Genomic DNA, 25206 nt, shown 5'->3' with positions numbered 1-25206 from the left:
AGGTAGCGACGCTCGGATTCGGCGATCGGCACGTCGTTGATGCTGGCTTCGCCACAGTTCGGTGCCGTAGCTGCGATACCACTGGCCGTTGCGGTCACGGGATTCGTACTGGAACCGCATCGCAATGCGGTTGTCGTGGAAGCTCCACAAACTCTTGCGTAGCGAATAGTCGAGCTCGCGCTGCCACTTGCGGGTCAGTTGAACGGTGGCACGAAACGACGGCGAGCAGACGCAAAACCCCCTTCTCGTCGGCGTGTCGAGGGACTTATGCGTCTGCTAGCGCCGGTAGATATCGTGGCGGAATGGACTTCGCGATGTCGGCCAAGGCCATCGACTACCGCACGCGGTTGTCCGACTTCATGACCGAGCACGTCTTCGGCGCTGAGGCCGATTACGACGACTATCGCCGCGCGGCCGGACCGGCCGACCACACCGCGCCGCCGATCATCGAGGAACTGAAAACCAAGGCCAAAGACCGCGGCCTGTGGAACCTATTCCTGTCGGCCGAGTCGGGATTGACCAACCTGGAGTACGCGCCGCTGGCCGAAATGACCGGATGGAGCATGGAAATCGCGCCCGAGGCACTCAACTGCGCCGCACCGGACACCGGCAACATGGAGATCCTGCACATGTTCGGCACCGAGCAGCAACGGGCGCAATGGCTGCGGCCGCTGCTCGACGGCAAGATCCGCAGCGCCTTCTCGATGACCGAGCCGGCGGTGGCCAGCAGCGACGCCCGCAACATCGAAACCACCATCTCCCGGGACGGTGCCGACTACGTCATCAACGGCCGTAAGTGGTGGACGTCGGGAGCGGCGGACCCGCGGTGCAAGATCCTCATCGTGATGGGCCGCACCAACCCGGACGCAGCCGCCCACCAACAGCAGTCGATGGTCCTCGTCCCGATCGACACCCCCGGCGTGACGATCGTTCGCTCCACACCGGTGTTCGGCTGGCAGGACCGGCACGGCCACTGCGAGATCGACTACCACAACGTCCGGGTCCCGGCCACCAACCTGCTCGGCGAAGAGGGCAGCGGATTCGCCATAGCCCAGGCCCGGCTGGGGCCGGGCCGTATCCACCACTGCATGCGTGCGCTGGGCGCGGCCGAACGCGCCTTGGCACTCATGGTGAATCGCGTCCGCAACCGGGTGGCGTTCGGCCGTCCGCTAGCCGAACAGGGCGTCGTGCAACAGGCGATTGCTCAGTCCCGCAACGAAATCGACCAGGCAAGGCTGCTGTGCGAAAAGGCGGCGTGGACAATCGACCAACATGGCAACAAAGAGGCGCGCCACCTGGTCGCCATGATCAAGGCGGTGGCCCCGCGGGTGGCCTGCGATGTCATCGACCGCGCAATCCAGGTCCACGGGGCCGCCGGCGTCAGCGACGACACCCCGCTGGCCCGGTTGTACGGCTGGCACCGCGCCATGCGCATCTTCGACGGTCCCGACGAGGTGCACCTGCGCTCCATCGCCCGCGCCGAGCTGTCGAGGGAGAAGTCCACCTTCGCTGCGGCGGTCACCTGAGATGGCTGTCCGTGAACTGCCGGGCGCGTGGAACTTTCGTGACGTCGCCGACACCGCAACCGCATTGCGGCCGGGGCGGCTGTTCCGGTCCAGCGAGCTGAGCCGCCTCGACGACGCCGGCCGGGCAACGCTGCGCCGGCTGGGGATCACCGACGTTGCCGACCTGCGGTCGTCCCGGGAGGTTGCCCGCCGCGGTCCAGGACGGGTTCCGGACGGCATCGACGTCCACCTGCTGCCGTTCCCCGACCTCGCCGATGATGACGCCGACGACTCAGCGCCGCACGAAACCGCATTCAAGAGGCTGCTAACCAATGACGGGTCCAACGGCGAGTCCGGCGAATCCAGCCAGTCGATAAATGACGCGGCCACCCGCTACATGACCGACGAGTATCGCCAATTCCCAACGCGCAATGGAGCACAGCGCGCGCTACATCGTGTCGTCACACTGCTTGCCGCCGGACGCCCGGTGCTCACCCACTGCTTCGCGGGTAAGGATCGCACCGGCTTCGTGGTCGCGCTGGTGCTTGAAGCGGTCGGCCTGGACCGCGACGTCATCGTCGCCGACTACCTGCGCAGCAACGACTCCGTGCCACAACTGCGGGCCCGGATCTCCGAGATGATCCAGCAGCGTTTCGACACCGAACTGGCACCCGAGGTGGTGACGTTCACCAAGGCCCGGCTGTCCGACGGGGTCCTGGGTGTCCGCGCGGAGTACCTGGCCGCCGCACGCCAGACCATTGACGAGACCTACGGATCGCTGGGCGGCTACCTGCGCGACGCCGGTATCAGCCAGGCCACAGTCAACCGGATGCGCGGGGTGCTGCTCGGATGAGGGGAAACGCTTTCGCGCGAATCCGATTCGCGTAAGCGACCACCAGGGCAGCGGGACCGCTCTGGGCTGACCAAAACCCCGGGTTGACCCGGTTGGCCGACACCTGGTGCTAGGGGAGTGAGACGATGTCGTATCTGATCGCTGAGCCGCGGATCGTAGCGGCGGCCGCCGCCGAGGTGGCAGGAATCGGTTCGGCCGTGAGTACGGCCGGCGCGGCCGCGGCAGGCCCGACGTGTGCACTGGCCGCGGCGGCCGGCGATGAGGTGTCGGCCGCCATCGCGAAACCGTTCGGCGCATACGGCCAGGAATACCAGGCCGTGCTCGCTCAAGTCGAGGCGTTTCACAGTTAGGTTCCACCAGACGTTGGCCGCCGCGGCGAACAGCTACGCAGATGCCGAGGCCGCCATCGCCAGCACCCGGCAAAATCAGCTGGCTGTGCCCGCCGCCGCACCAACCCCCGCGGCGGCCGCGATGATTCCGCCATTCCCGGCGAACTTGACCACCTTGTTCTTTGGGCCCACCGGAATTCCACTACCACCGCCGTCTATGTTGACGCCGCCAATACGCTGTAGGTCCGTTCGGCGGGCGCTACAAGCCGTCTTCACACCCGAAGAGTTGTACCCACTCACCGGTGTCAGAAGTTTGGTCCTCAACACGTCAGTGGAAGAGGGCTTGACCATCTTGCACGACGCGATCATGGTAGAGCTCGCGACCACCGGAAACGCGGTCACCGTTTTCGGCTGGTCGCAAAGCGCCATAATCGCGTCGCTGGAGATGCAGAGGTTCACGGCGATGGGCGGGGCCGCACCTTCGGCGAGCGACCTCAATTTCGTGCTTGTCGGCAATGAAATGAACCCCAATGGCGGTATGCTCGCGCGGTTCCCGGATCTGACGCTTCCGACTCTGGACCTGACGTTCTATGGCGCAACGCCCTCGGACACGATCTATCCGACGGCCATCTACACGCTCGAGTACGACGGGTTCGCCGACTTCTCGCGATACCCGCTCAACTTCATTTCCGACCTCAACGCGGTTGCAGGCATCACATTCGTACACACCAAGTATTTGGACCTCACGCCCGCGCAGGTCGAGGGCGCTACTAAATTACCGACGTCGCCGGGCTATACGGGGGTCACCGACTACTACATCATCCGCACCGAGAATCGGCCGCTGCTGCAACCGCTGCGGGCGGTGCCGGTCATCGGAGATCCGCTGGCCGACCTGATCCAGCCGAACCTGAAGGTGATCGTCAACCTGGGCTACGGCGACCCGAACTACGGCTACTCGACGAGCTACGCCGATGTGCGAACGCCGTTCGGGCTGTGGCCGAACGTGCCGCCTCAGGTCATCGCCGATGCCCTGGCCGCCGGAACACAAGAAGGCATCCTTGACTTCACGGCCGACCTGCAGGCGCTGTCCGCGCAACCGCTCACGCTCCCGCAGATCCAGCTGCCGCAACCCGCCGATCTGGTGGCCGCGGTGGCCGCCGCACCGACGCCGGCCGAGGTGGTGAACACGCTCGCCAGGATCATCTCAACCAACTACGCCGTCCTGCTGCCCACCGTGGACATCGCCCTCGCCCTGGTCACCACCCTGCCGCTGTACACCACCCAACTGTTCGTCAGGCAACTCGCTGCGGGCAATCTGATCAACGCGATCGGCTATCCCCTGGCGGCCACCGTAGGTTTAGGCACGATCGATAGCGGGCGGCGTGGAATTGCTCACCCTCCTCGCGGCGGCCTCGGACACCGTTCGAAACATCGAGGGCCTCGTCACCTAACGGATTCCCGACGGCATCGACGTCCACCGACTACCGTTTACCGACCTCGCCAATGACGAGGCAGCATGGCCCCATTTGGGTTCACTCCAAAGGCCAGACACAACCGCGGAGTCGCTTTACGCTCAACGTATCGGCTCGACGGGTGGGTTATGGGCCCCGTCGACAAGGAGGGATGGGGTTTGTCGTACGTATTCGCGCAGCCGTCGGTATTGGCAGCGGCGGCTACCGATTTGGCCGGGATCGGCTCGGCGATCAACCAGGCTACGGCGGCCGTCGCGGCCCCGACAACCGGCCTGGCGGCGGCTGCCGCGGACGAAGTGTCCACGGCCCTTGCCACGCTGTTCGGCGCGTACGGCCAGCAGTTCCAGGCGATCAGCGCACAGGTTGCGGCGTTTCACAACGAATTCACCCAGAGGTTGGCGGCGGCCGCAAACGCATTTGTCAATGCCGAGGCCACCAACACGAGCGCGCTGGTGCAGGAGGCGACGGCCGGACTCTTTAAGCCAACCTCACCCCCGGTGCTACCGCCAATGTTCAACCAAAATACGGCGATCATCATGGGCGGCACCGGGTCACCGATACCCACGCCGAGTTATGTCAACGCCATCACGACCTTGTTCATCGACCCCGTCGTCTCGAATCCGGTCGTCAAAGCGCTGGTGACGCCCGAAGAGCTATATCCGATCACCGGCGTCAAATCCCTGCCCTTCCAAACCTCGGTGCAGTTGGGCCTACAGATTCTCGACGGCGCGATTTGGGAGCAAATCAACGCCGGAAACCACGTCACCGTGTTCGGCTATTCGCAGAGCGCCGTCATCGCGTCCCTGGAAATGCAGCACCTCATCTCGCTGGGTCCCAACGCTCCCAGCCCCAGCCAGCTCAATTTCATCTTGATCGGCAACGAGATGAATCCCAATGGCGGGATACTTGCGCGCATACCCGGTCTGAATGTCACCACCCTCGGCCTACCGTTCTACGGGGCGACCCCGGACAATCCCTATCCGACGACGACCTACACCCTCGAGTACGACGGTTTCGCCGACTTCCCGCGGTATCCACTCAATGTCCTGTCCGATATCAACGCAGTATTCGGGATACTCACGGTGCACACCACGTATGCGGACCTCACACCGGCACAGATAGCGTCGGCCACGCAGTTGCCGACACAGGGCACGACGTCGAACACGTACTACATCATTGAAACCGAGCATCTGCCGCTGCTGGCCCCGTTGCGGGCAATCCCGGTCATTGGCCCACCGCTGGCGGCGCTGGTCGAACCGAACTTGGAAGTAATCGTCAATCTGGGTTACGGCGACCCGAGGTTCGGCTATTCGACGAGCCCGGCGAACGTGCCTACCCCATTCGGGCTCTTCCCGGATGTCCCGGCGAGCGTTGTCGCCGATGCCCTGGTTGCCGGAACGCAACAGGGCGTCAACGACTTCATGGTCGAGTTGCCAGCCGCCCTGAACACCCTGCCCCAAACTCCGATGCCCGCGTTCCCGCCGTATGTGCCGACGCTGCTACCGCCGCCACCGCCGCCACAACCGGCGACGCTCATCAACATCGCGGACACTTTCGCTTCCGTTGTGTCGACCGGCTACTCGATTCTTCTTCCGACGGCAGATCTAGGTCTTGCCTTCGTCACTATCCTGCCCGCCTATGACCTCACCCTGTTCGTGAATCAACTGGCGGCCGGCAACCTCCGCGCTGCGATCGAGCTGCCGCTCGCGGCCACCATTGGGTTGGCCGCCCTGGGCGGCATGATTGAATTCATCGCGATTGTGGTGACGTTGGCCGACATTACTCAGCAACTGCAAAGCTTCAGCATCTGATCGCCCGATGCTCGGGTCATTCAGCACTACTACGTGATCACCCCGGCCTGCCGCTGCTCGAGCCGCTGCCGGCCCTCGATCATGAAGAGCCGGTTTTCGATGATGCCGGTTGCTGCTGGCACCAATCCATCGGGAAGGCCAATGGTGGCCGGCACTGGGTTTGGGGTTCACCGCGATGGGTGAGTATGGGAAGTTTGGTACGTATGCGGCGTCTTGGTGCGACCGGCCAGGGGCAGCCCGTTGGCGCCGTCGCCCAGCGTGAACTGAGGGCGGAGAATCGGCCGAAATCTCGCCCTCAGTTCACGCTCGGCGCCCGCTTGGCCTCACCCCGTCAACGTGCACCCTCGGTTACCCTTGCGACCTAGTGCCTCGGGCAGACACGCCGAGGTCTTCCTTTTCGGCAGCGTGGAACCGCCCATCATCGAAAGACCGCGACCCCTACCCGGCAACGACGCGCCGACCCGCCCTACACCCTCATCCGCGAAGAGCCCCCAATATGTCAACGCGTTCGTGCACCACATCCGCGCCAGGTACCGGCGTGGCTGCCCAATCCGTTGTTGGCGAACTTGTCACAGACCGGCGGCTCGTCGATGCTGACGTTGCCCGACGACCGGGCGCCCACCGGGCTCCCTGACCCTGGCATCGAAGCGCTCGCGCACACCAAGATCGCCAGCACCATTTCCACTGTGGTTGCGGACGGCTACGCGGTTGTGCTTTCGACGGCCGATATCGCCAACAGCTTGCTGGCCAACGCGATCGGATACCCGATTGCTGCCAGCGTGGCGTTGGTCACGCCGGCAGCGGGTGCGAATTCCTCGTGTTGGCCCGCCGATCCGTCACAGCATCACCGTATCGCCGAATCGCGAGCATGCGCTTAGGGCTCGAGCACAACCTTGCCGAGCACACCGCCGTCGTCCAGACTCTGCAACGCGGCCTGTGCTTCCGACAACGGATAGCGTTGCGGCGGAGGCGGTCTGAGCCCCAGAAAGACCAGCTGGTTTAGCCCCCAGGCGAACAAGGCGGCCGAACCGGGAACCGCGTTGAGATACTCGCCCCACCCGACGCCCACCACGCTGATATTGCGCACCAGCAGCCGGTTGACCTTGAGGGTCGGTACAGCACCCGCGGCAAAGCCGATCAACAATAACTTGCCGTCGATCGCCAGCACGCCGAGCGCGTCGTCGAATGTCGGTCCGCCGATGGGATCGACGACGATGTCCACCCCCTGACCGTAGGTGTGGTCACGCACCTGCTGAGCCCAGCCCTCGGTCAGCGGAAGCACCACGTCGGCACCGAGCGAAGCGACATAGTCGATCGCACCTTCGCGGTGCACCATGGCTATCACCTTGCCAGCCTGCATCGCCTTCGCGATCTGGACGGCGGCCGTGCCCACTCCGCCGGCGGCGCCGAGCACCAGCACGGTGTCTCCCGGTCGCAGCGCGGCACGCCGAGCCAGGGCGAAGTACATGGTGTTGTAGTTCACCAACAGCGACACCGCCCCGGCGTCATCGAGCTCGACGGGGCTGCGAACCACATTGGCCACCGGTACGGCTATTTGTTCGGCGTAGCCGCCGAGCACTCCGAATGCTGAAACACGTTCGCCCACATGAAAACCCGCATCCGACGGCGCCGAACGCACCACACCCGCCGTTTCCATGCCGGGCACGAACGGCGGCGTTAGCTTCAGTTGATACTCGCCCTTGGTCAGCAGCAGGTCCGGAAAGCAGACGCCGGCGGCCCGTACGTCGATAACAACCTTTCCGCCGTCACCGGATACCTCGTCGATGTCGGTGTACACCATGCCGGACGGGCCGGAAAGTTCTTTTACGACACAAGCCTTCATTTACTTCTACAACTTGAATCCAGCAATTTTCGCACCGGACAGATCGGTGATCTCGGCCCACCGCGCCGCAACATCTTGTACCGACGGCGGTTTGTCGAAGTTGGCGCCGTCGTTGCCAAACAGCGCAACTCGCTGCACCTTGCCACCACCGACGACGTACACCGATGCGTTGTCGGCACACTCCTCGGTGCACAGGTAGGCCACCACCGGTGCGACGAACTCGGGTGTGAGCTTTTCCAGTACTTCGGGCGGCAGGATGTCCTGGGTCATCCTGGTCGCCGCGATCGGGGCAAGAGCATTGGCGTGGATGTTGTACTTGGCTCCCTCCAGCGCCAGCGTATTGATCAGGCCGACCAGACCAAGCTTGGCCGCCCCATAGTTGGTCTGGCCGAAGTTGCCGAACAGCCCGCTGGTGGAGGTCGCCACCACGACCCGGCCGTAACTCTGCTCACGGAAATGCGGCCAGGCCGCGCGTAGCACGTGGTATCCGCCATAAAGGTGCACCTTAAGCACGGCGTCCCAATTCTCGAACGACATCTTGTGGAAGGTGCCGTCGCGCAAGATCCCGGCGTTGCTCACCACACCGTGCACGGCGCCGAATTCGTCAAGCGCGGTCTTGATGATGTTCGCTGCGCCGTCCTCGGTGGCGACGCTGTCGTAGTTGGCGACCGCCCGGCCCCCCTTGTCGCGAATCTCGGCGACGACCTCATCGGCCATCGCCGAACCGGCGCCCGTGCCGTCGCGGGCGCCACCGAGGTCGTTGACCACGACGCTGGCGCCCTCCCCGGCGAGCGTAAGGGCGTATTCGCGGCCCAAGCCACCGCCGGCTCCAGTAACGACGATGACGCGATCTTGCACTCCGGGCATCAGGCTCCTCTCCGCAATCACAATTCGGGGTTATAACGAGTCGGGTGTCAACGGGGCGACAACCCGCGCCCAGGTCAGAACAGCCGGCGAGCCACCTTGATGGCGCGCTCGGTGTACGGCGGGTAGATAAAGCTGGACAGGTCGGGTCGGGTTGGTTTGGTCAACACCGACTTACGGTGGCTGAACTCCTCGAAACCCCAACGGCCGTGGTAGGCACCCATGCCCGATGCGCCGACACCACCGAACGGCAGTTTGGCCGTCGACACCTGAAAAGCCAAATGGTTAACCATCATTCCGCCCGCCGGCACCTCCCTGATCACCCGCTCGCGAACCGCACGCGACTTAGTGAACAGGTACGCCGATAGCGGCTTGGGCCGCGAGTTCACGAAGCGAATCGCGTCGTCCAGAGATTTGACGGTGACCACCGGCAGGATCGGTCCGAAGATCTCGTTGCTCATCAACGGCCCGTCCGGGTCGGGATCGACGACCACGGTGGGTTGGATGCGCAGGTTCGATGCGTCACAGTCGCCGCCCACGACGACCCCGCCGCCGTCGGCTGCAGCGTCGGTTTTCGCTGCGGCGAGGTATCCACTCAGCCGGTCGAATTGACGCTGGTTGACGATGCGCATGCCCTGCGGCGCACCGGAGCGGAACTTGGTGAGGGCCGCGGTGATCTTGCTGACCAGCTCGTCGCGGACGGTGGCATCCGCCAGCACATAGTCGGGTGCAACGCATGTCTGCCCGGCGTTGAGCAGTTTGATCCAGGCGATCCGCTTGGCCGCGACATCTACATCGGCATCGGCCGCGACGATCACCGGGCTCTTGCCGCCGAGCTCGAGGGTGACCGGGGTCAGGTGCGGCGCGGCGCCTTCGTAGACCTTGCGGCCGATCTCGGTGCCACCGGTGAACATCACGCGGTCGAAACCCTGAGCGATCAGCTCCTGACTCACCGCACCATCGCCCTGCACGACCGCGATCGCTTCGGTGTCGAGATAGCGATACACCAATTCGGTCATCAAGTGCGCCGATGCAGCGGCGATTTCCGACGGTTTGAGCACGACGGCGTTTCCAGCGGCAATGGCTCCGACCGCCGGACCCAGGGTCAGGTAGAACGGGTAGTTCCAGGCACCGATGATTAGCACGGTGCCATATGGCTCGTACTCCACCCAGCCGCGGCCGGGCAGCTGCGGCACCTCGAGCAGCAGGTAGCGGCGCCGCATCCACCTGCGCACCCGCTTGGCCGCGTATTTCGCTTCGGCGGAGGTCGTCGCGATGTCAGCGAGGTATGCCTCGAACGGATTGCGATCCAGATCCTCGGCGAGTGCCGCGGCGATCGCGTCCTCGTTCTCGTCCATCAACTTCTGTAGCGCGCGCAACTGCTGCTTGCGCCACTCGACGCTGCGGGTACGCCCGCTGGCAAAGGTCTTTCGCAGCCGAGCCACCGTTTTAGCGACATCGGTTTGCTTTTCATCCGAAACGGGCGCCGGTTCGCGCGGAGCCTCGGTCTCAGATTTCTGGGTCTTCCGGGCAACCGATTCGGTGGTCATCATCGTCCTTCCGTCCGGCGGCGCGACCGCCTTGACGCGGTCACTCATCGGTGATAACCGCGATCCTAGTCACCCGGTTGAACCAGCAATAGAAAAGATCCAGCCATATATCCGGATATATAAGGTCAGTCGGATGCGCTCGCTACAACCGCTCTGCGGTGACAAACTCGGCGAACGCAGTCGGGTCGTCCGCCATCGGCACCCCCTCAACCCAGCGACCCACGCGGCGCATCTCGTCGGGCGCACGTTGGGATCGGGCCCGCCAACCGTGATCGGTGAGCCAGTCGGCAACGGACGCCCGATCCTGGTCGTGGTAGACCAGTTCCTGCACGTCGATGGTCTGCTCGATACCGAGCACATCGGCCACTTTCTTGAACCGTGCCCGCATTTCTGCTCGCCGCTCTTCGCCGTGCACCGGCGCAGTCTCGGCCGCGATCCGGCTGCCCGCCACGCTCACGGCGCCGACCTGGGTGAACAGCCGGTCCTGGGCCTCGGCCGGTAGGTACATCAACAGCCCCTCGGCCAACCACGCCGTGCGTGCCGTCGGGTCAAACCCGGCATCACGCAGCGCGGCGGGCCAGTCCTGGCGCAGGTCGGCGGGCACCTCACGGCGACCAGCCGACGGCGTTACCCCGTTTTCCGCCAGCGTCGTGGACTTGTAGGAAAGCACCTTGGGTTGATCGATCTCATACACGATGGTTCCGGCGGGCCAGTCCAGGCGATAGGCGCGGGAATCCAGTCCGGACGCCAGAATCACTACCTGCCGGATTCCGGCGGCGACAGCGCTGGCGAAGTAGGTATCGAAGAAGTTGGTCCGCACCGCTTGGTAGCTGCGCAGATAGGCGACGATGGCCGCGGTTTCGGCATCGATGGCAGCCGCCTTGGCTACCAGTGTTGGGTCGAGCATGGCTTCCCAAATGGCGCCGGCCCCGGCGTTGGTGACGAGCAGTCTGGCGTAGGGATCGCGGATCAGCGGGTCGGGCCGGTCGGTTTCGACGGCCCGGGCAGCAGCCACCATCACTGCGGTGGCGCCGACGCTGGTCTTGATATCCCAGGTGTCGTCATGGGTGCGCATGGCGCTCATCCTGTGCTCCCTCTGGTTCTCGTGATGCCGGTGTCACGCCGGTTGAGCGGGTGTGACCAGACGCCCTCGCAGCAACGTGGTGCGGACGGTCTCGTCGACCAGGTCTTGCGGGATCGCCCGGCCCAGTCGGGCCATCTCCTCGCGATTGCTCACGCTGTGCACCTGCCAGCCATGCGTGGCCAGCCATTGCGCGGCATCCGACCGGTCGGGCTCGTGGTAGGTCAACGCCTGGACATCGATGTCTAAACCGAGTCGCTCGCGCATCCGATTCCAGCGCTGCGTGTTGCCCTTTGTGTTCATGGTGAAAGCCTCGACAGCGACCTGGCTGCCCGGTGCGCTGAGCGCGGTGACCATGTCGAATAGCCGGTCCGCGGCGTCGCCGGGCAGGTAGGGTAGCAAGCCCTCGGCTAGCCAGGCAGTCGGTTGGGTGCCATCGAATCCGGCAGCTATCAGCGCGGCCGGCCAGTCGTCGCGCAGGTCCACCGCGACGGCATGCCGTCTCGCCGTTGGAACCGCGCCATGCGATTGAAGAATCCCCGCCTTGTACTCCAACACCGAAGGCTGGTCGATCTCGTAAACCACAGTGCCCGCCGGCCAGTTCAGGCGGTAGGCCCGAGCGTCCAGTCCGGCAGCGAGGATCACCACCTGCCGGACACCTGCGTCGACGGCGGCACCGAAGTACTCGTCGAAGAAGTGGGTGCGCACCGCCTGGTAGTCGCAGGCAACCCGATGCACGCGTCGGCCGAGCTGATCACCGTCGAGCCAGGCCAAATCGGCGTCGGCCAGCCGTGCCCAGGCGGTACCCGCCGACGACACCAACACCTTGGCGAACTCGTCACGGATCAGCGGATTGGTCGCGGCCGTTTCCACGGCACGTGCCGCCGCGACCCCCAACGCGGTGGCGCCAACGCTTTCGGTGATCGCCCAGGTATCGCCAGCGGTCCGTCGCGAGGATGGTAACGAGGACACGTCGTCGAGTTCGGTCACGGCATGCCATGCTACCTAAGTAAGTTAGGTAACCTATACGATTTGTGTGGCACATCACTACGCTTCGGGGCCGCCGGTTAGGTCTCGGTCAGGTCGGAGGCCGCCAGAGCGTGCCGGCCAACAGCTGCTGGAACGAATCGGTGATGGTCGCCATCCGCTGATAGCTCCCGACAAAACCGATATAGAAGCCCACGCCACACAACACGACCAACAGCGTCTCGGCCAACGAAGAGACATCGACGTCGGCGGCTAGTTCACCGCGTTCGATCGCATCATTGACAGCCCAAACCAGGAATTCTCGGGTTGCTCGCACCGCATCGTTTTCGGTCCGACTCAATTCTGGATGCCGCTGGGATTCGAGCACGGTGGTGGCCAGGAACGCGGTCGAGGCGGGATACTGGGCATCGGCCTCCATCGCGAAGTCAACGACGACCGCCAGCCGCCCCATCAAGGTCGGCTCGCGGCGTGCCCGTTCGATGCCGGCCACAATGACGAGTTCGTGGGTTTGCTCCACCACCTCTTGGTAGAGCACCCGCTTGTTGGCGAAGTAGTGGTTGATCGCCGGTCGGGTCAGGTCGGCGCGGACGGCGATCTCCTGAAAAGTCGCGCCGTCATAACCACGTTCGCTGAACACTTGACGGGCGGCGTGCAGAATACGCTTCCGAGTCTCATCTGCTTTCGCCGCCGGGGGACGTCCCGGGCCGCGACCGGCCGTGAGCGACATTGACATCACTAAAGTGTGCCACCACTGCGGCTTGGTACCTACCGTTGGGCGGGATGCTACGGAACTTGTCAGCTTGGCTCCGGTCGCCGGGGGCGAGCAGGGCCCACCGGCTCTGTCCGTTGCGAGTCGGTAATGGCCGACCGGCCTGAACGCGGCCACGACGAGCGGCGGCGTCATGACAGAGGTCGGGGTCCAAGAGTGCGGCACCGTTTCGGATCTCCTCGCCGCACAGCGGCGGTGATCGCGTACGTCCAGACCTGGGCCATGGTTGCGCTGCTGATCGTCGGATAGCGCTGGCCAACTCTGGGATGGCGCCGGGCGACTGGTCGGTGTTCGCTTGGCATGCTGCTAACCTCCCGACCATGCCGGAGGCGGAAGACATCGGGAACGAGGCCGCCGGCGGACGATTCGGCGTATCGATCAGGAGCGCGGGCTACCTGCGCAAATGGTTCCTGCTAGGCATCACGATCGGTGTCATTGCCGGCCTGGGCGCCGTCGTCTTCTACCTCGCGCTGAAATACACCAGCGAGTTTCTGCTCGGCTACCTCGCGGACTATCAGATTCCCACTCCCGTTGGGGAGGGCGGCCACCGCGGGTCCACCGGTTTCGCGCGTCCGTGGGCGATTCCGCTGGTGACGACGGGCGGGGCGGTGCTGTCGGCATTGATCGTGGCCAAGCTCGCCCCGGAGGCCACCGGTCACGGCACCGACGAAGCGATCGAGTCGGTGCACGGCGATCCGCGCGCCATCCGAGGTCGGGCGGTGCTGGTGAAGATGGTGGCCAGCGCCTTGACCATCGGCTCGGGCGGTTCAGGCGGCCGCGAAGGCCCGACCGCGCAGATCTCGGCCGGCTTCTGCTCACTGCTGACCCGCCGGCTGAACCTGTCCAACGAAGACGGCCGGACCGCGGTAGCGCTGGGTATCGGCGCCGGCATCGGCGCCATCTTCGCTGCGCCACTGGGCGGAGCGGCGTTGGGCGCCTCGATCCCCTACCGCGACGACTTCGACTACCGCAACCTGCTGCCGGGTTTCATCGCCTCGGGAACCGCCTACGCCGTGCTCGGCGCCTTCTTGGGCTTCGACCCGCTGTTCGGCTACATCGACGCCGAGTATCGCTTCGAAAAGGCGTGGCCACTACTGTGGTTCGTGGTGATCGGGCTGATCGCAGCCGCCGTAGGCTACTTGTATGCCCGAGTCTTTCACGCGTCGGTGGCAATTACGCGCCGGCTGCCCGGGGGCCCGGTGCTCAAACCGGCGATCGGCGGACTGCTGGTCGGGCTGTTAGGTCTGCCGATTCCCCAGATCCTGAGCAGCGGCTATGGCTGGGCGCAGCTAGCCGCCGATCGGGGGACGCTGCTGAGCATCCCGTTGTGGATCGTCATCGTCTTGCCGATCGCCAAGATCCTCGCGACGTCGCTGTCGATCGGCACCGGCGGATCAGGCGGGCTATTCGGGCCGGGAATCGTGATCGGCGCCTTCGTCGGAGCGGCGATCTGGCGGCTAGGCGAGCTCACCGAGCTGCCCGGGGTGCCCCACGAGCCGGGCATCTTCGTCGTGGTCGCAATGATGGCGTGCTTCGGCAGTGTCTCCCGCGCGCCGCTGGCCGTCATGATCATGGTCGCTGAGATGACCGGCTCGTTCTCGGTGGTGCCTGGAGCGATCATCGCCGTCGGTATCGCGGCACTGTTGTTGTCTCGCACCAACGTCACCATCTACGAGACGCAGCGACTGAACCGGCAGACCGCCGAGGCCGAACGCGGAGGCAGTGATCGGCCGACAACGGCTTAGCGGCGCCGGCAGCCGATCTGGCGGGAATCGGGGCGCCGGACCGAGCAAGATCCCCGTCAAACTCCCCTACAGCGCCCGGATGTTCTGTACCGGCAGCCGGGGCCCGCGGCGCGGCTCACGCGCCAAGCCGCTGGCTTCGAGCAAGCGGACCACCCGGTGGCGATGCGGGCGCATCGGCTCCAGCAGCTCGAGCATGCCGGCGTCGTCGACCGGCCGGCCCACAAGCGTCCAGCCGATCATCTTCGGAATGTGGTAGTCGCCGACCGACACGGCGTCGGCGTCACCGAACACGCGTTGTGTGGTCTCGGCCGCGGTCCATACCCCGACTCCAGGCAACGATGTCAGCGCCTCCGCCGCCCGAGCCGCGGGCAGCGACACCAGCCGCTCCAGCGACGCCGCCCGCTGCGCGCAACCCACCACCGCGCGAGCCCGCCCCGGGTCGACATTGGCGCGATGAAACTCCCAGGACGGGATGTGACGCCACACCTCGGCCGACGGCGGCACCCGCATGCCGGGTGGCGCCGGACCGGGGGCCTGCGTTCCGTACTTGGACACCAACAGCCGCCACGACCGAAACGCGTCGGCGCCGGGTACCCGCTGCTCGATGACCGCCGGGATCAAGGCTTCCAGCACCTGGCCGGTGCGGCCCAGGCGCAAGTTCGGCAGCCGGCGGTGCGCGGCGGCCACGGCCGGATGCAGCGGCACGAAATCGCTGGCGTCGTCGGCGGCGCCCAGCATGGCGGGCGCCATGTCGACAAACTCCTCGGCACCGCTGCCCCACGCCACGCAACGGGCGGCGTCGCGCCCAGCACGGCTGATCCGCGCGGTGACCGGCCCGGTGGGCAGCAAGCTGGTCCGCCAGATAGTGCCGTCACCGGGGACCCGAAAGCATGGATCCTGCTGACCGCGACGCAACGGCGCCAAGGTGTGCGCGAAGCCGGCCGCCCCCGCGAAGGTGACCACCGCTTCGACGACCACGTCAATTGACCGCACGCTGTCTCCCGAGACAAGATGGCGATGTGATGACGCCGTTCGACGACCCGCAAGCCGAACTGGCCTGGATGTTCCTGCAAAGCCTCTGCGAGGGCGGAGATCTCGACGAAGGCTTCGCGCTGCTCAGCAACGACTTCACCTACTGGAGCATCGTCACCCGTACGGAATTGGACAAGAAGACGTTTCGGCGAGCAGTCGAGCGGCGCAAGCAGGTCTTCGAGGTCAACATCGAACTCATCCGCTGCGTCAACGAGGGTGAAACGGTAGTGGTCGAGGGGCATTGCGACGGTGTGAGCGCCGACCGGACCCGATATGACAGCCCGTTCGTCTGCATCTTCGAGACCCGTGACGGGATGATCATCTCGCTGCGCGAATACAGCGACACCCAGTCGTTGGCCGAGGTATACCCGGTAGCCTGCGCTACCCCGGGAAGATGCTGATTTCGGCTTTGTCCGGATAGCACGCGACATGCCCCGCGATCGCCGCTACCGCCGGATAAGGGTTTTCGTACGTCCACATCACGTCGTCGACGATGTCGCCGGCGTCGGTAGTCACGCTGTAATAGCTGGCTTCACCCTTGAACGGGCAATAGGTGCTGGTCTCGGTGCGGATCAGCCTATCCTGTACCACGTCGGCCAACGGAATATATTGCACTGCAGGGTAACTGGCTTCCTGCAAGCACAGCGCCGCGGCCGTGTCCGCGACCACCTCGCCATTGACGCGTACCTGCACCCGTCGGTTGGTCGGCTCGATGGTGATCGGGTGATCGGCGCTGGGTTCTAACACAATCCGGTTGCTCATGACCTGTGCAACACGTGCCGGCGATCAACATTCCCGGCAGCGTCCCTAGGCCTTTTCGGATCACGAGGCCGCGGGGTCCTTCCCGACGGTGCGCATCGCCGCCCAGAACCGGGCGGCCTCCCGGATCGACTCCTCCACCGGACGTGGCTGCCAACCCAACTCGCGGACGGCCTTGCCGTGGTCGACATCGGCCTCGGAACGCATCATGCGCACCGACGCCAGGCTGAGTTCGGTATCTTTGCCCGTGAGTCGGGCTCGCAAACTGCCCAACGCACCCAGGGCGTAAAGCACCGGCACCGAGATCGACCATCGTGGCGGCGGGACACCGGCCTCATCCGCGGCGATCCGCACCACTTCTTGCAACGGCATCATGCGTTCGGAGATGAGGTACCGTTCGCCGTTGCGCCCGCGTTCGGCCGCCAAGATCAGCGCCCTCGCAGCATCGTCGACACCCACCGCCTCCAGCCGGATGCCGCGCATCGTGAAAGGCAGCCTGCCGAACACCGCGCCCGCGATGAAGGCGCCGTGTGGGGTGCGGCCCCAGTCGCCGCCGCCGTAGGTTGTCGACACACACATCGCGACGGCGGGCAGACCTGCGTCGTGCGCGTATTGCAGCACCAGATCCTCGGCCGCCACCCGGGACCGCACGTAAGGAGTCACCTTGCGGGTATCCACCCGGTCTTCTTCGGTCGCCACGTGTCCACGCCGACGACCCACCGTCGCATAACTGCTGGTGAAGACGAACCTGCGCAGGCTGGCGTCTGTGGCCACATCGAGGACGTTGCGCAGGCCTGCCACATTGGTGCGAAACAGCGGGGAGGGATCGCGCAACCAGGCGCGGGTGTCGACCACACAGTAGTAGACGTCGTCGCAGCCGGCCATCGCCTCGGCCACGGTGGCGGTGTCGAAGACGTCGCCGTGGAATCGGGTGAGCGGTAGATCGTCGATGCTCCGGGTGTTGGCAGCGGGTCGCACCATCGCGCGTACCTCACCTTTCTGCGGCGCGCAGTCGGCGACGAGCTGGCGAGTCACGTGCGAACCCAGGAAGCCGTTCGCGCCAATGACCAGCTTGGGTGCGTTCATTTAAGGACCTCCATGCCGGCGCATCCAACGCGCCGCGTCCTCGTCGAGGGTGCCCAACTCCTGCGCCTTGCGACACCACTTCATCGCCGCCCGCAGGAACCGCAACGGGTTGTAGATGTCTTCTTGACGGCACCACTGGCCATTGCCGGCATAGGTGATGATCGAAATGTTCGTCGCGCTGATCACGCTGCCGTCGCCGGGGTCGAGCATGGGGTTGTCCAATTCGCAGATAATTCGCCCGGTGGACTCGTCGATCACCGACCACAGCGACGGGAAGGCCACCATGTGACTGCCCGGGAAGGTCGTCATCGTTTCTTGAATCCAGGCACGTACCCGCTGGCGGCCTCGCATGATGCCCGCCGCGTGCTCGATGTATTCGACGTCGGGGGTGTAGTGCTGCACCCAGCAATCCCAGTCGCGCGTCGCGGCGGCGCGGGCCACGGTCTTCTCGAACTTCTCGAAGGCGGCGGCGAGTTCAGCACGGGAGAACTCCGAAGCGCTCACAGTGCGGTCTTCGCGCCGTTACACTCCATCGCCGGAGTGTAGCCTGATCGGGAGGTCCGGAAATGACGAGCAATCAGAAAGCGATCCTCGCCGGCGGCTGCTTTTGGGGGCTGCAGGATCTGATCCGCAACCAGCCCGGTGTGGTCTCCACGCGGGTGGGCTACAGCGGCGGGAACATCCCCAACGCAACCTACCGTAACCACGGCACGCACGCCGAAGCCGTCGAAATCATCTTCGACCCCACGGTCACCGATTACCGCACCCTGCTGGAATTCTTCTTCCAGATCCACGACCCGACAACCAAAGACCGGCAAGGTAACGACCGGGGGACCAGCTACCGGTCGGCCATCTTCTACTTCGATGAGCAGCAAAAGCGGATCGCGCTGGACACCATCGCCGATGTCGAGGCATCCGGCCTGTGGCCCGGCAAGGTGGTGACCGAGGTCAGCCCGGCCGGGGATTTCTGGGAAGCCGAACCCGAGCACCAGGACTACCTGCAGCGCTACCCCAACGGGTACACGTGCCACTTCGTCCGGCCCGGCTGGAGGCTACCCCGACGGACCGCCGAATCTGCACTGCGGGCCAGCCTTTCACCCGAACTCGGGACCTGAACGCGGGCCCGAGCTGGCCGTCAGCGTCGGCGCATCACCACCCGACCGCCATCCTTCGGGGTGAATGCAACTCCTCGACCGTGGCTGCGCTCGCCCGCGGCCGTGGTGGTCTCGAGGGTGAAGTGGCGCAGCACCGTTCGCAGCACCACATCCATCTCCATGTTGGCGAATGCGGCCCCGACACAGCGGCGGGTCCCGCCACCAAAAGGGATCCACGCAAACGGGGATGGCTTACTTCCGATGTAGCGCTGCGGGTCGAAGCGATCCGGCTGCGGGAAGACGTCGGGATCGCCATGTATCTGGGCGATATTGATAATGATCGAATACCCGCGGGGAATCACCCACTCGCCGAGCTGGTAAACGGGTGGATTGACGCGACGAGCCGCAAAATCGATGACGGTCCTGGCCCGCTGTACCTCCAGGATCGCCGCTTGACGCAGCTCGTGACCGCCGTTGTCGACCTCCTCGACCAGAGCCGCGAGCACGTCGGGGTGCCGGCTGAGCCGCTCGAACGCCCAGCCCAGTGTCGCCGCCGTGGTTTCGTGCCCGGCGGCCAGCAGCGTGAGCAGCTCGTCGCCAATGTCCTTGCGCGACATGATGGAACCGTCGTCGTAAGTGCTGCGCAGCATCAACGCCAATACGTCGGTCCGATCGGCGAAGTTCGGGTCGGCCCGCTCGGCTTCGATGAGCTTGTCGATGACAGTGTCGTACTGGCGCCGCCACTCGGCCAGCCGGCCCCACGGGCTAAGGCGGCCATAGTCGCGTTTGGGTTTCGGTAGCGCCGCCAGGCGCGAGCCCAGCGTGACCCACGGCGGAATGAGGCGGCGCAGCTCGTCTAGTTCACTGCCGCCGGCCCCGAAGATCGCACGCAGGATGGCGTTGAGCGTGATATGCATCATTGACGGCAGCGTTGCGAAAGCCTGTCCTTGCGGCCAATTGGCGGTCTCGCGCAGGGTCTCCTCTTCGATGATGGTCTCGTAGTTCTTCATGCTCTTGCCGTGGAAAGGCGGCGCCAGTAGCCGGCGCCGCCGCCGGTGGTCGTCGCCGTCCAGCGCGAACACCGAGCCGGAACCGAACATCCGACTCAGGTTGGGCTGGATGTTGCCCAGCTCCTCAGGACTGCTGGTGAAGACCTGCCTGGCTAGCTGCGGGTCGGCGACCACCACGACCCGGCCGTACATCAGGATATTGGCGGTGAAGGCCTTGCCGTAGCGACGCACGAACCGCCCCAGCAGCCGTCGCCGTGACACCACGAAGGCCAATCCCTGGAACAACTTCGGCCCGCGGACCGCCGGGGGAAGTCGGACTACGGGCGGTGCCGGTGCGGCGGTGACGACTTCGCTCATGGCGGTGTTGCTCCTAACGTCCCTGGATCGGGCGTGGTACGGTGGTGTACCGTGGCTTGTCCAGTACGGTACTCTTTGGTACCAAACCTGACAAGGGATAGGTAGAGGAGGCGCGGGTGACAGCAGTCGCCGCCGGCGCGTTGGTCGTCGAGACCGACTCGTTTCGGCTACGGTTGCTCGACGGCCTGGTCGCCTCGATCGGTGAGCGGGGTTATCGCGCCACCACCGTCTCCGACATCGTCCGGCACGCCCGCACATCCAAGCGCACGTTCTACGACCGGTTCACCAGCAAGGAACAGTGCTTTTTGGAACTCCTGCTAGCGGACAACGAGACGTTGGGCAACAGCATCCGGGCGGCCGTCGATCCAAACGCCGACTGGCACGACCAGATTCGTCAGGCGGTCGAGGCCTACGTCACCCATATCGAATCCAGGCCGGCGGTGACGTTGAGTTGGATCCGTGAATTCCCGTCGCTCGGTGCCGCCGCTTACCCCGTCCAGCGCCGCGGCATGGAGCAGCTAACCAGCCTGCTGATCGAGCTCAGCGCCAGCCCTGGGTTCCGGCGGGCTAACCTACCGCCACTGAATGTGCCACTGGCCGTAATCTTGCTGGGCGGTTTGCGTGAACTGACCGCGCTGACCGTCGAGGACGGCCAGCCGATCCGGAACATCGTCGAGCCGGCGGTGGATGCGTCAATCGCGCTGCTCGGTCCCCGCAGCTAGGAACGCACGCACCCGGTCGAGCACCAGCTCGGGTCGCTGCTCGACGATCCAATGGCCCACGCCGTCGACCAGCTCCACCTCGAAATCGCTGGCCCGCTCGGCATAGCCGTCCAGCAGGTCGGGCGTGATCACCGGATCTCCGGTGCCGTGCAGCCATCGGACCGGGACATCGACCCGAGCGTCGTTGTACTCGCCGCGCAGCCAGCGCAGCATTTCCCTGGTCTGAAAGGTGCGATACCACCGCGATCCGGCCTCGGCGTGCCCCGGCTCGCGCATGCAGTCCAAGTACAGGCGCACGTCGTCATCGGGAACCCGAAATCCGCCCCCGACCCACCCGGTCAACAGCCGGAAGTAGCGGCCCTTAGGATCGCTGATCACCCGCGGGCCGATCACCGGCAGCGACATGGGGATCTGATACCAGAACCGCCACATATTGCGGAGCATGCCAAGATCGCGCTTCACCCAGGGTGCCACGGTGTTCACGCCGAAAAACCCGGTCACCTTCTCGGGATGGCGCAACATCATGATGAACGCGACCGGCCCACCCCAATCGTGGGCCACCAGCTTGACCTTGGCCACACCCAGGCCGTCCAAAACCGCAGCCAGATCGTCAGCCATCTCGGTCTTGGTATACCGCGAGCGGGGCGCCGAACTCCAGCCCGCGCCGCGCAGGTCGGGACACAGCACCCGGTTGCCGTCGGCGGCCAGCGGGCCGATGAGGTCGCGCCACTCCCACCAGTTCTGCGGGAAGCCGTGCACCAGCATTACCGCCGGACCATCGGCCGGCCCGGCGTCCGCAACGTGGATCCTGACGCCTTCCGCCACATCCACGTGCCGATGTTCGACACCTTCCAAGGCGGGCAGAGCGATCATTGCCTGACAAGCCTATGCCAGAACCGCATACCCGTTGATTCCGCGTGTACCGGGCGGGTCGCACACACTATTGGGTGGCAGACGACGGCTGCGGGTGCCGACCCACGCGATCCCGGCAAGCTCAGCCTGACGATCTGCGCACCACTTTTGCACCTCGGGAGCTATCTCAGCGCACCGGCGGTCAGAGATTGCCGCGACTGTGAGTCTGGCGACGCGACACGCCGGTGCGGCGTCGCCAGATTCACGGTCGCGCAGTGATCACCCGGCCGGACGAACGATCCAGCTGCCAAGAACCGCTACCGAGGCTCCCGCCACATCGCCCATAGCGGCGGCCCCGCGTCGGGCAGAGCGATCTCACGGGTCACCCGGAAACCGAACCGTTGATAGTAGGGCACATTCTCGGGTTTGGTGGATTCGAGGTAGGCCGGACAGTGTTCGGCATCGCAACGGTCCAGCCGTGACCGCATCAGCACCTGACCGAACCCCTGGCCGCGGACCGTCGGGTCGCTGCCGATGGCGGCCAGATACCAGTGGGGTTCTTCGGGATGCACACGCATCATCACGTCCAGCGCCGCGCGGGCCTTGGCCGTCCGAAAGCCGAACACCCGCAGGAACCCCGGTGTCATCGCCAGTTGCTGGCGGCGCGACTCCCGCCATCGATCCGGGGGATCCCACAGCGCCGCCCCGCCGATGCCCGCCGCGCCGCGGGCCACTTCCACACCACCGCCGGCCAGATGCTGGTGGCGGACAATCGTCGCGAACAACCGGGTCAGCCTTGCGGTGCGGGCGTTGTCGTTCGACAGTAACCAGCTCATGACCGGATCGTCATAGAACGCCCGGGCCATGGTGCGGGACAGCTCGCGGACATCGGCCCTGCGCGCTGGGCGTGCCTGCGGGGTCATCTCGCCAGGCTAACCGGTGGCGCCGACGGTGAGTCAGGATGCACTCTCGAAGGTGTGCTGCAGCGCGACGCGGGTAGTGCAGCCCGATGACCGGCATCTCACGGCGGACGTTCGGTCTGGCCGCCGGGTTCGGCGCGATCGGCGCCGGTGGGCTAGGCGGCGGTTGCAGCACGCGCAGCGGTCCGACGCCGACCCCAGAGCCGGCAAGCCGCGGGGTGGGTGTCGTCTTATCCCACGAACAATTCCGCACCGATCGGCTGGTGGCGCACGCCCAAGCCGCCGAGCAAGCTGGCTTCCGGTATGTGTGGGCCAGCGACCACCTACAGCCATGGCAAGACAACGAGGGCCATTCGATGTTTCCCTGGCTGACCCTGGCGTTGGTGGGCAACAGCACCAGCAGCATCTTGTTCGGCACCGGGGTGACCTGTCCCATATACCGCTACCATCCGGCCACCGTCGCTCAGGCGTTTGCCTCGCTGGCGATCCTGAACCCCGGACGGGTGTTTCTGGGGCTGGGCACCGGCGAGCGGCTCAACGAACAAGCCGCCACCGACACGTTCGGCAACTACCGCGAGCGCCACGACCGGCTGATCGAGGCCATCGTACTGATCCGCCAGCTGTGGAGCGGTGAGCGGATCTCGTTCACGGGCCACTATTTTCGGACCGACGAGCTCAAGCTCTACGACACGCCGGCGATGCCGCCGCCGATCTTTGTCGCCGCGAGCGGCCCCCAGAGCGCCACCCTGGCCGGCCGATACGGTGATGGTTGGATCGCCCAAGCCCGCGACATCAACGACGCCAAGCTGCTCGCCGCGTTCGCCGCGGGCGCTCAAGCGGCCGGACGAGATCCCACCACCCTGGGTAAGCGGGCCGAACTGTTCGCCGTCGTCGGCGACGACAAGGCGGCCGCCCGCGCCGCCGACTTGTGGCGATTCACCGCCGGGGCCGTCGACCAGCCCAATCCGGTCGAGATCCAGCGTGCCGCCGAGTCGAACCCGATCGAGAAAGTGCTGGCCAATTGGGCGGTCGGTACCGATCCCGGCGTCCACATCGGTGCGGTGCAAGCGGTTCTCGACGCCGGCGCCGTCCCCTTCCTGCATTTCCCCCAGGACGACCCGATCACCGCCATCGACTTCTACCGCACCAACGTCCTGCCCGAACTGCGCTGAAGCCGCTAGACCGCACCTACGATGGTCTTGCTCTATCAACGATGCCGGTGCGACGCCGCGCCGGGGAACGGTTGCCGACGGTGTGGGACTTCGAAACCGACCCGCAATACCAGTCCAAGCTGGATTGGGTCGAAAAATTCATGGCCGAGGAACTCGAACCGCTCGATCTGGTCGCCCTCGATCCTTACGACAAAAAGAACGCCGACACGATGGCGATCCTGCGGCCGCTGCAGCGGCAGGTGAAAGACCAGGGGTTGTGGGCCGCGCATTTGCGTCCCGAACTCGGCGGACAGGGCTTCGGTCAGGTCAAGCTGGCGCTGCTCAACGAGATCATCGGCCGCTCCCGGTGGGCGCCGTCGGCGTTCGGCTGTCAGGCGCCGGACTCCGGCAACGCCGAGATCCTGGCGCTGTTCGGCACCGACGAGCAGAAAGCCCGCTATCTACGACCGCTGCTCGACGGCGAGATCACCTCCTGCTATTCGATGACCGAGCCGCAGGGTGGTTCCGATCCCGGGCTGTTCGTGACCGCGGCGACCCGCGATGCCGCGGGAAACGGGGACTGGATCATCAACGGCGAGAAGTGGTTTTCCACCAACGCCAAGCATGCGTCGTTCTTTATCGTCATGGCCGTCACCAAGCCGGAAGCCCGTACGTACGAGAAGATGTCGCTGTTCATCGTCCCGGCCGACACCCCGGGCATCGAGATCGTGCGCAACGTCGGTGTGGGAGCCGAGTCCACCCGGCACGCCAGCCACGGCTACATCCGCTACCACGACGTCCGGGTGCCGGCCGATCATGTGCTCGGCGGCGAGGGCCAAGCGTTCATGATCGCGCAGACCCGATTGGGCGGCGGCCGAATACATCACGCGATGCGGACAATCGCGCTGGCGCGCAGAGCATTCGACATGATGTGCGAGCGTGCCCTGTCGCGCCAGACTAGACACGGGCGGCTCGCCGATCTGCAGATGACCCAGGAGAAGATCGCCGATAGTTGGATCCAGATCGAGCAGTTCCGGCTGCTGGTACTGCGCACCGCGTGGCTTATCGACAAACACCACGACTATCAAAAGGTGCGCCGCGACATCGCGGCGGTCAAGGTGGCGATGCCCCAGGTGCTGCATGACGTCGTGCAGCGGGCCATGCACCTGCACGGCGCGCTCGGGGTCTCCGACGAGATGCCGTTCGTCAAGATGATGCTGGCAGCCGAGTCACTGGGCATCGCCGACGGCGCCACTGAGCTGCACAAGATGACCGTCGCCCGCCGTACGCTGCGCGAATACCAGCCGGTGACAACGCTTTTCCCGTCACAGCACATTCCGACCCGGCGCGCGCACGCCGAGGCCTGGCTGGCCCAACGCCTCGAGCACGCGATCGCCGAATTCTGACCGCGAGT

The 25206-nt window shown here is 65.3% G+C and carries 24 protein-coding genes; 11 read left to right on the top strand and 13 right to left on the bottom strand.

Annotation, left to right across the window (positions count from 1 at the left end; all coding sequences use genetic code 11):
* Positions 1-314: 314 nt before the first annotated feature.
* The 5 genes from fadE2 to Rv0150c all read left to right on the top strand — a co-directional run bounded on the left by fadE2 (position 315) and on the right by Rv0150c (position 6848).
* The gene (fadE2, locus tag Rv0154c) at positions 315-1526 is read left to right on the top strand and encodes an acyl-CoA dehydrogenase FadE2 (RefSeq protein NP_214668.1); all 1212 of its coding nucleotides are present in this window, start codon (positions 315-317) and stop codon (positions 1524-1526) included.
* 1 nt (position 1527) lies between these two features.
* Positions 1528-2358, top strand: coding sequence for a phosphotyrosine protein phosphatase (ptbB, locus tag Rv0153c; protein NP_214667.1), 831 nt, complete (start codon positions 1528-1530; stop codon positions 2356-2358).
* Positions 2359-2616: 258 nt separating this feature from the next.
* Positions 2617-4194, top strand: coding sequence for a PE family protein PE2 (PE2, locus tag Rv0152c; RefSeq protein YP_177696.1), 1578 nt, complete (start codon positions 2617-2619; stop codon positions 4192-4194).
* A 9-nt stretch (positions 4195-4203) separates the two neighbouring features.
* Positions 4204-5970 (top strand): PE family protein PE1, encoded by a 1767-nt coding sequence (gene PE1 / locus Rv0151c; RefSeq protein ID YP_177695.1) that lies wholly within the window; start codon positions 4204-4206, stop codon positions 5968-5970.
* A gap of 590 nt (positions 5971-6560) precedes the next feature.
* On the top strand, positions 6561-6848 hold the full coding sequence (locus Rv0150c) for a hypothetical protein (RefSeq protein ID NP_214664.1): 288 nt from the start codon (positions 6561-6563) through the stop codon (positions 6846-6848).
* On the opposite strand, the gene Rv0149 is transcribed toward Rv0150c, so the two are convergent.
* The 6 genes from Rv0149 to Rv0144 all read right to left on the bottom strand — a co-directional run bounded on the left by Rv0149 (position 6845) and on the right by Rv0144 (position 13229).
* Positions 6845-7813 carry a quinone oxidoreductase gene (locus tag Rv0149; RefSeq protein ID NP_214663.1) on the bottom strand — a complete coding sequence of 323 codons (969 nt, stop codon included), beginning with the start codon at positions 7811-7813 and terminating at the stop codon, positions 6845-6847. The genes Rv0150c and Rv0149 overlap by 4 nt on opposite strands.
* Before the next feature lie 6 nt (positions 7814-7819).
* A complete protein-coding gene (locus Rv0148) occupies positions 7820-8680 on the bottom strand; it encodes a short-chain type dehydrogenase/reductase (protein NP_214662.1) in 861 nt (286 codons plus the stop codon).
* 74 nt (positions 8681-8754) lie between these two features.
* A complete protein-coding gene (locus Rv0147; protein ID NP_214661.1) occupies positions 8755-10275 on the bottom strand; it encodes an aldehyde dehydrogenase in 1521 nt (506 codons plus the stop codon).
* Positions 10276-10369: 94 nt separating this feature from the next.
* Positions 10370-11302, bottom strand: a complete 933-nt coding sequence (locus Rv0146; protein NP_214660.1) for an S-adenosylmethionine-dependent methyltransferase — start codon at positions 11300-11302, stop codon at positions 10370-10372.
* A gap of 42 nt (positions 11303-11344) precedes the next feature.
* Positions 11345-12298 (bottom strand): S-adenosylmethionine-dependent methyltransferase, encoded by a 954-nt coding sequence (locus tag Rv0145; RefSeq protein ID NP_214659.1) that lies wholly within the window; start codon positions 12296-12298, stop codon positions 11345-11347.
* 88 nt (positions 12299-12386) lie between these two features.
* A complete protein-coding gene (locus Rv0144; protein ID NP_214658.1) occupies positions 12387-13229 on the bottom strand; it encodes a transcriptional regulator in 843 nt (280 codons plus the stop codon).
* A 101-nt stretch (positions 13230-13330) separates the two neighbouring features.
* Here Rv0144 and Rv0143c point away from each other — a divergent pair, with 101 nt between their 5' ends.
* Positions 13331-14809 (top strand): transmembrane protein, encoded by a 1479-nt coding sequence (locus tag Rv0143c; RefSeq protein NP_214657.1) that lies wholly within the window; start codon positions 13331-13333, stop codon positions 14807-14809.
* 66 nt (positions 14810-14875) lie between these two features.
* Here the strand turns inward: Rv0143c and Rv0142 are convergent, their stop codons facing one another.
* A complete protein-coding gene (locus Rv0142) occupies positions 14876-15802 on the bottom strand; it encodes a hypothetical protein (RefSeq protein ID NP_214656.1) in 927 nt (308 codons plus the stop codon).
* A gap of 29 nt (positions 15803-15831) precedes the next feature.
* Here Rv0142 and Rv0141c point away from each other — a divergent pair, with 29 nt between their 5' ends.
* Positions 15832-16242 (top strand): hypothetical protein, encoded by a 411-nt coding sequence (locus tag Rv0141c; RefSeq protein ID NP_214655.1) that lies wholly within the window; start codon positions 15832-15834, stop codon positions 16240-16242.
* On the opposite strand, the gene Rv0140 is transcribed toward Rv0141c, so the two are convergent.
* Genes Rv0140 through Rv0138 form a run of 3 tightly spaced genes read right to left on the bottom strand, consistent with a single transcriptional unit; the run spans position 16223 to position 18190 of the window.
* Complete coding sequence (locus tag Rv0140) at positions 16223-16603, bottom strand: hypothetical protein (RefSeq protein NP_214654.1); 381 nt, start codon at positions 16601-16603, stop codon at positions 16223-16225. The two genes, Rv0141c and Rv0140, sit on opposite strands and share 20 nt — an antisense overlap.
* Before the next feature lie 60 nt (positions 16604-16663).
* Positions 16664-17686 (bottom strand): oxidoreductase, encoded by a 1023-nt coding sequence (locus tag Rv0139; RefSeq protein ID NP_214653.1) that lies wholly within the window; start codon positions 17684-17686, stop codon positions 16664-16666.
* Entirely contained in the window at positions 17687-18190 is a 504-nt protein-coding gene (locus tag Rv0138; RefSeq protein NP_214652.1) for a hypothetical protein, read from the bottom strand.
* A gap of 62 nt (positions 18191-18252) precedes the next feature.
* Between Rv0138 and msrA the strand changes: the two genes are divergently transcribed.
* Entirely contained in the window at positions 18253-18801 is a 549-nt protein-coding gene (gene msrA, locus Rv0137c) for a peptide methionine sulfoxide reductase MsrA (RefSeq protein ID NP_214651.1), read from the top strand.
* A gap of 20 nt (positions 18802-18821) precedes the next feature.
* On the opposite strand, the gene cyp138 is transcribed toward msrA, so the two are convergent.
* Positions 18822-20147, bottom strand: coding sequence for a cytochrome P450 Cyp138 (gene cyp138 / locus Rv0136; RefSeq protein ID NP_214650.1), 1326 nt, complete (start codon positions 20145-20147; stop codon positions 18822-18824).
* Between the two features lie 116 nt (positions 20148-20263).
* On the opposite strand from cyp138, the gene Rv0135c reads away from it, so the two are divergent.
* Positions 20264-20869 carry a transcriptional regulator gene (locus Rv0135c; protein NP_214649.1) on the top strand — a complete coding sequence of 202 codons (606 nt, stop codon included), beginning with the start codon at positions 20264-20266 and terminating at the stop codon, positions 20867-20869.
* Here the strand turns inward: Rv0135c and ephF are convergent.
* Both ephF and Rv0133 read right to left on the bottom strand, forming a co-directional pair.
* On the bottom strand, positions 20840-21742 hold the full coding sequence (gene ephF, locus Rv0134) for an epoxide hydrolase EphF (RefSeq protein ID NP_214648.1): 903 nt from the start codon (positions 21740-21742) through the stop codon (positions 20840-20842). The genes Rv0135c and ephF overlap by 30 nt on opposite strands.
* A gap of 296 nt (positions 21743-22038) precedes the next feature.
* Entirely contained in the window at positions 22039-22644 is a 606-nt protein-coding gene (locus tag Rv0133) for a GCN5-like N-acetyltransferase (protein ID NP_214647.1), read from the bottom strand.
* Positions 22645-22730: 86 nt separating this feature from the next.
* Between Rv0133 and fgd2 the strand changes: the two genes are divergently transcribed.
* Together fgd2 and fadE1 are read left to right on the top strand one after the other, a co-directional pair.
* On the top strand, positions 22731-23813 hold the full coding sequence (gene fgd2 / locus Rv0132c) for a F420-dependent glucose-6-phosphate dehydrogenase (protein ID NP_214646.1): 1083 nt from the start codon (positions 22731-22733) through the stop codon (positions 23811-23813).
* 41 nt (positions 23814-23854) lie between these two features.
* Positions 23855-25198 carry an acyl-CoA dehydrogenase FadE1 gene (gene fadE1, locus Rv0131c; RefSeq protein NP_214645.1) on the top strand — a complete coding sequence of 448 codons (1344 nt, stop codon included), beginning with the start codon at positions 23855-23857 and terminating at the stop codon, positions 25196-25198.
* Positions 25199-25206 lie beyond the last annotated feature (8 nt).

Source organism: Mycobacterium tuberculosis H37Rv (genome assembly GCF_000195955.2).
Taxonomy (GTDB): domain Bacteria; phylum Actinomycetota; class Actinomycetes; order Mycobacteriales; family Mycobacteriaceae; genus Mycobacterium; species Mycobacterium tuberculosis.
The sequence above is the reverse complement of the archived record's forward strand: the minus strand, read 5'-3'. Positions and strand labels throughout refer to the sequence as shown.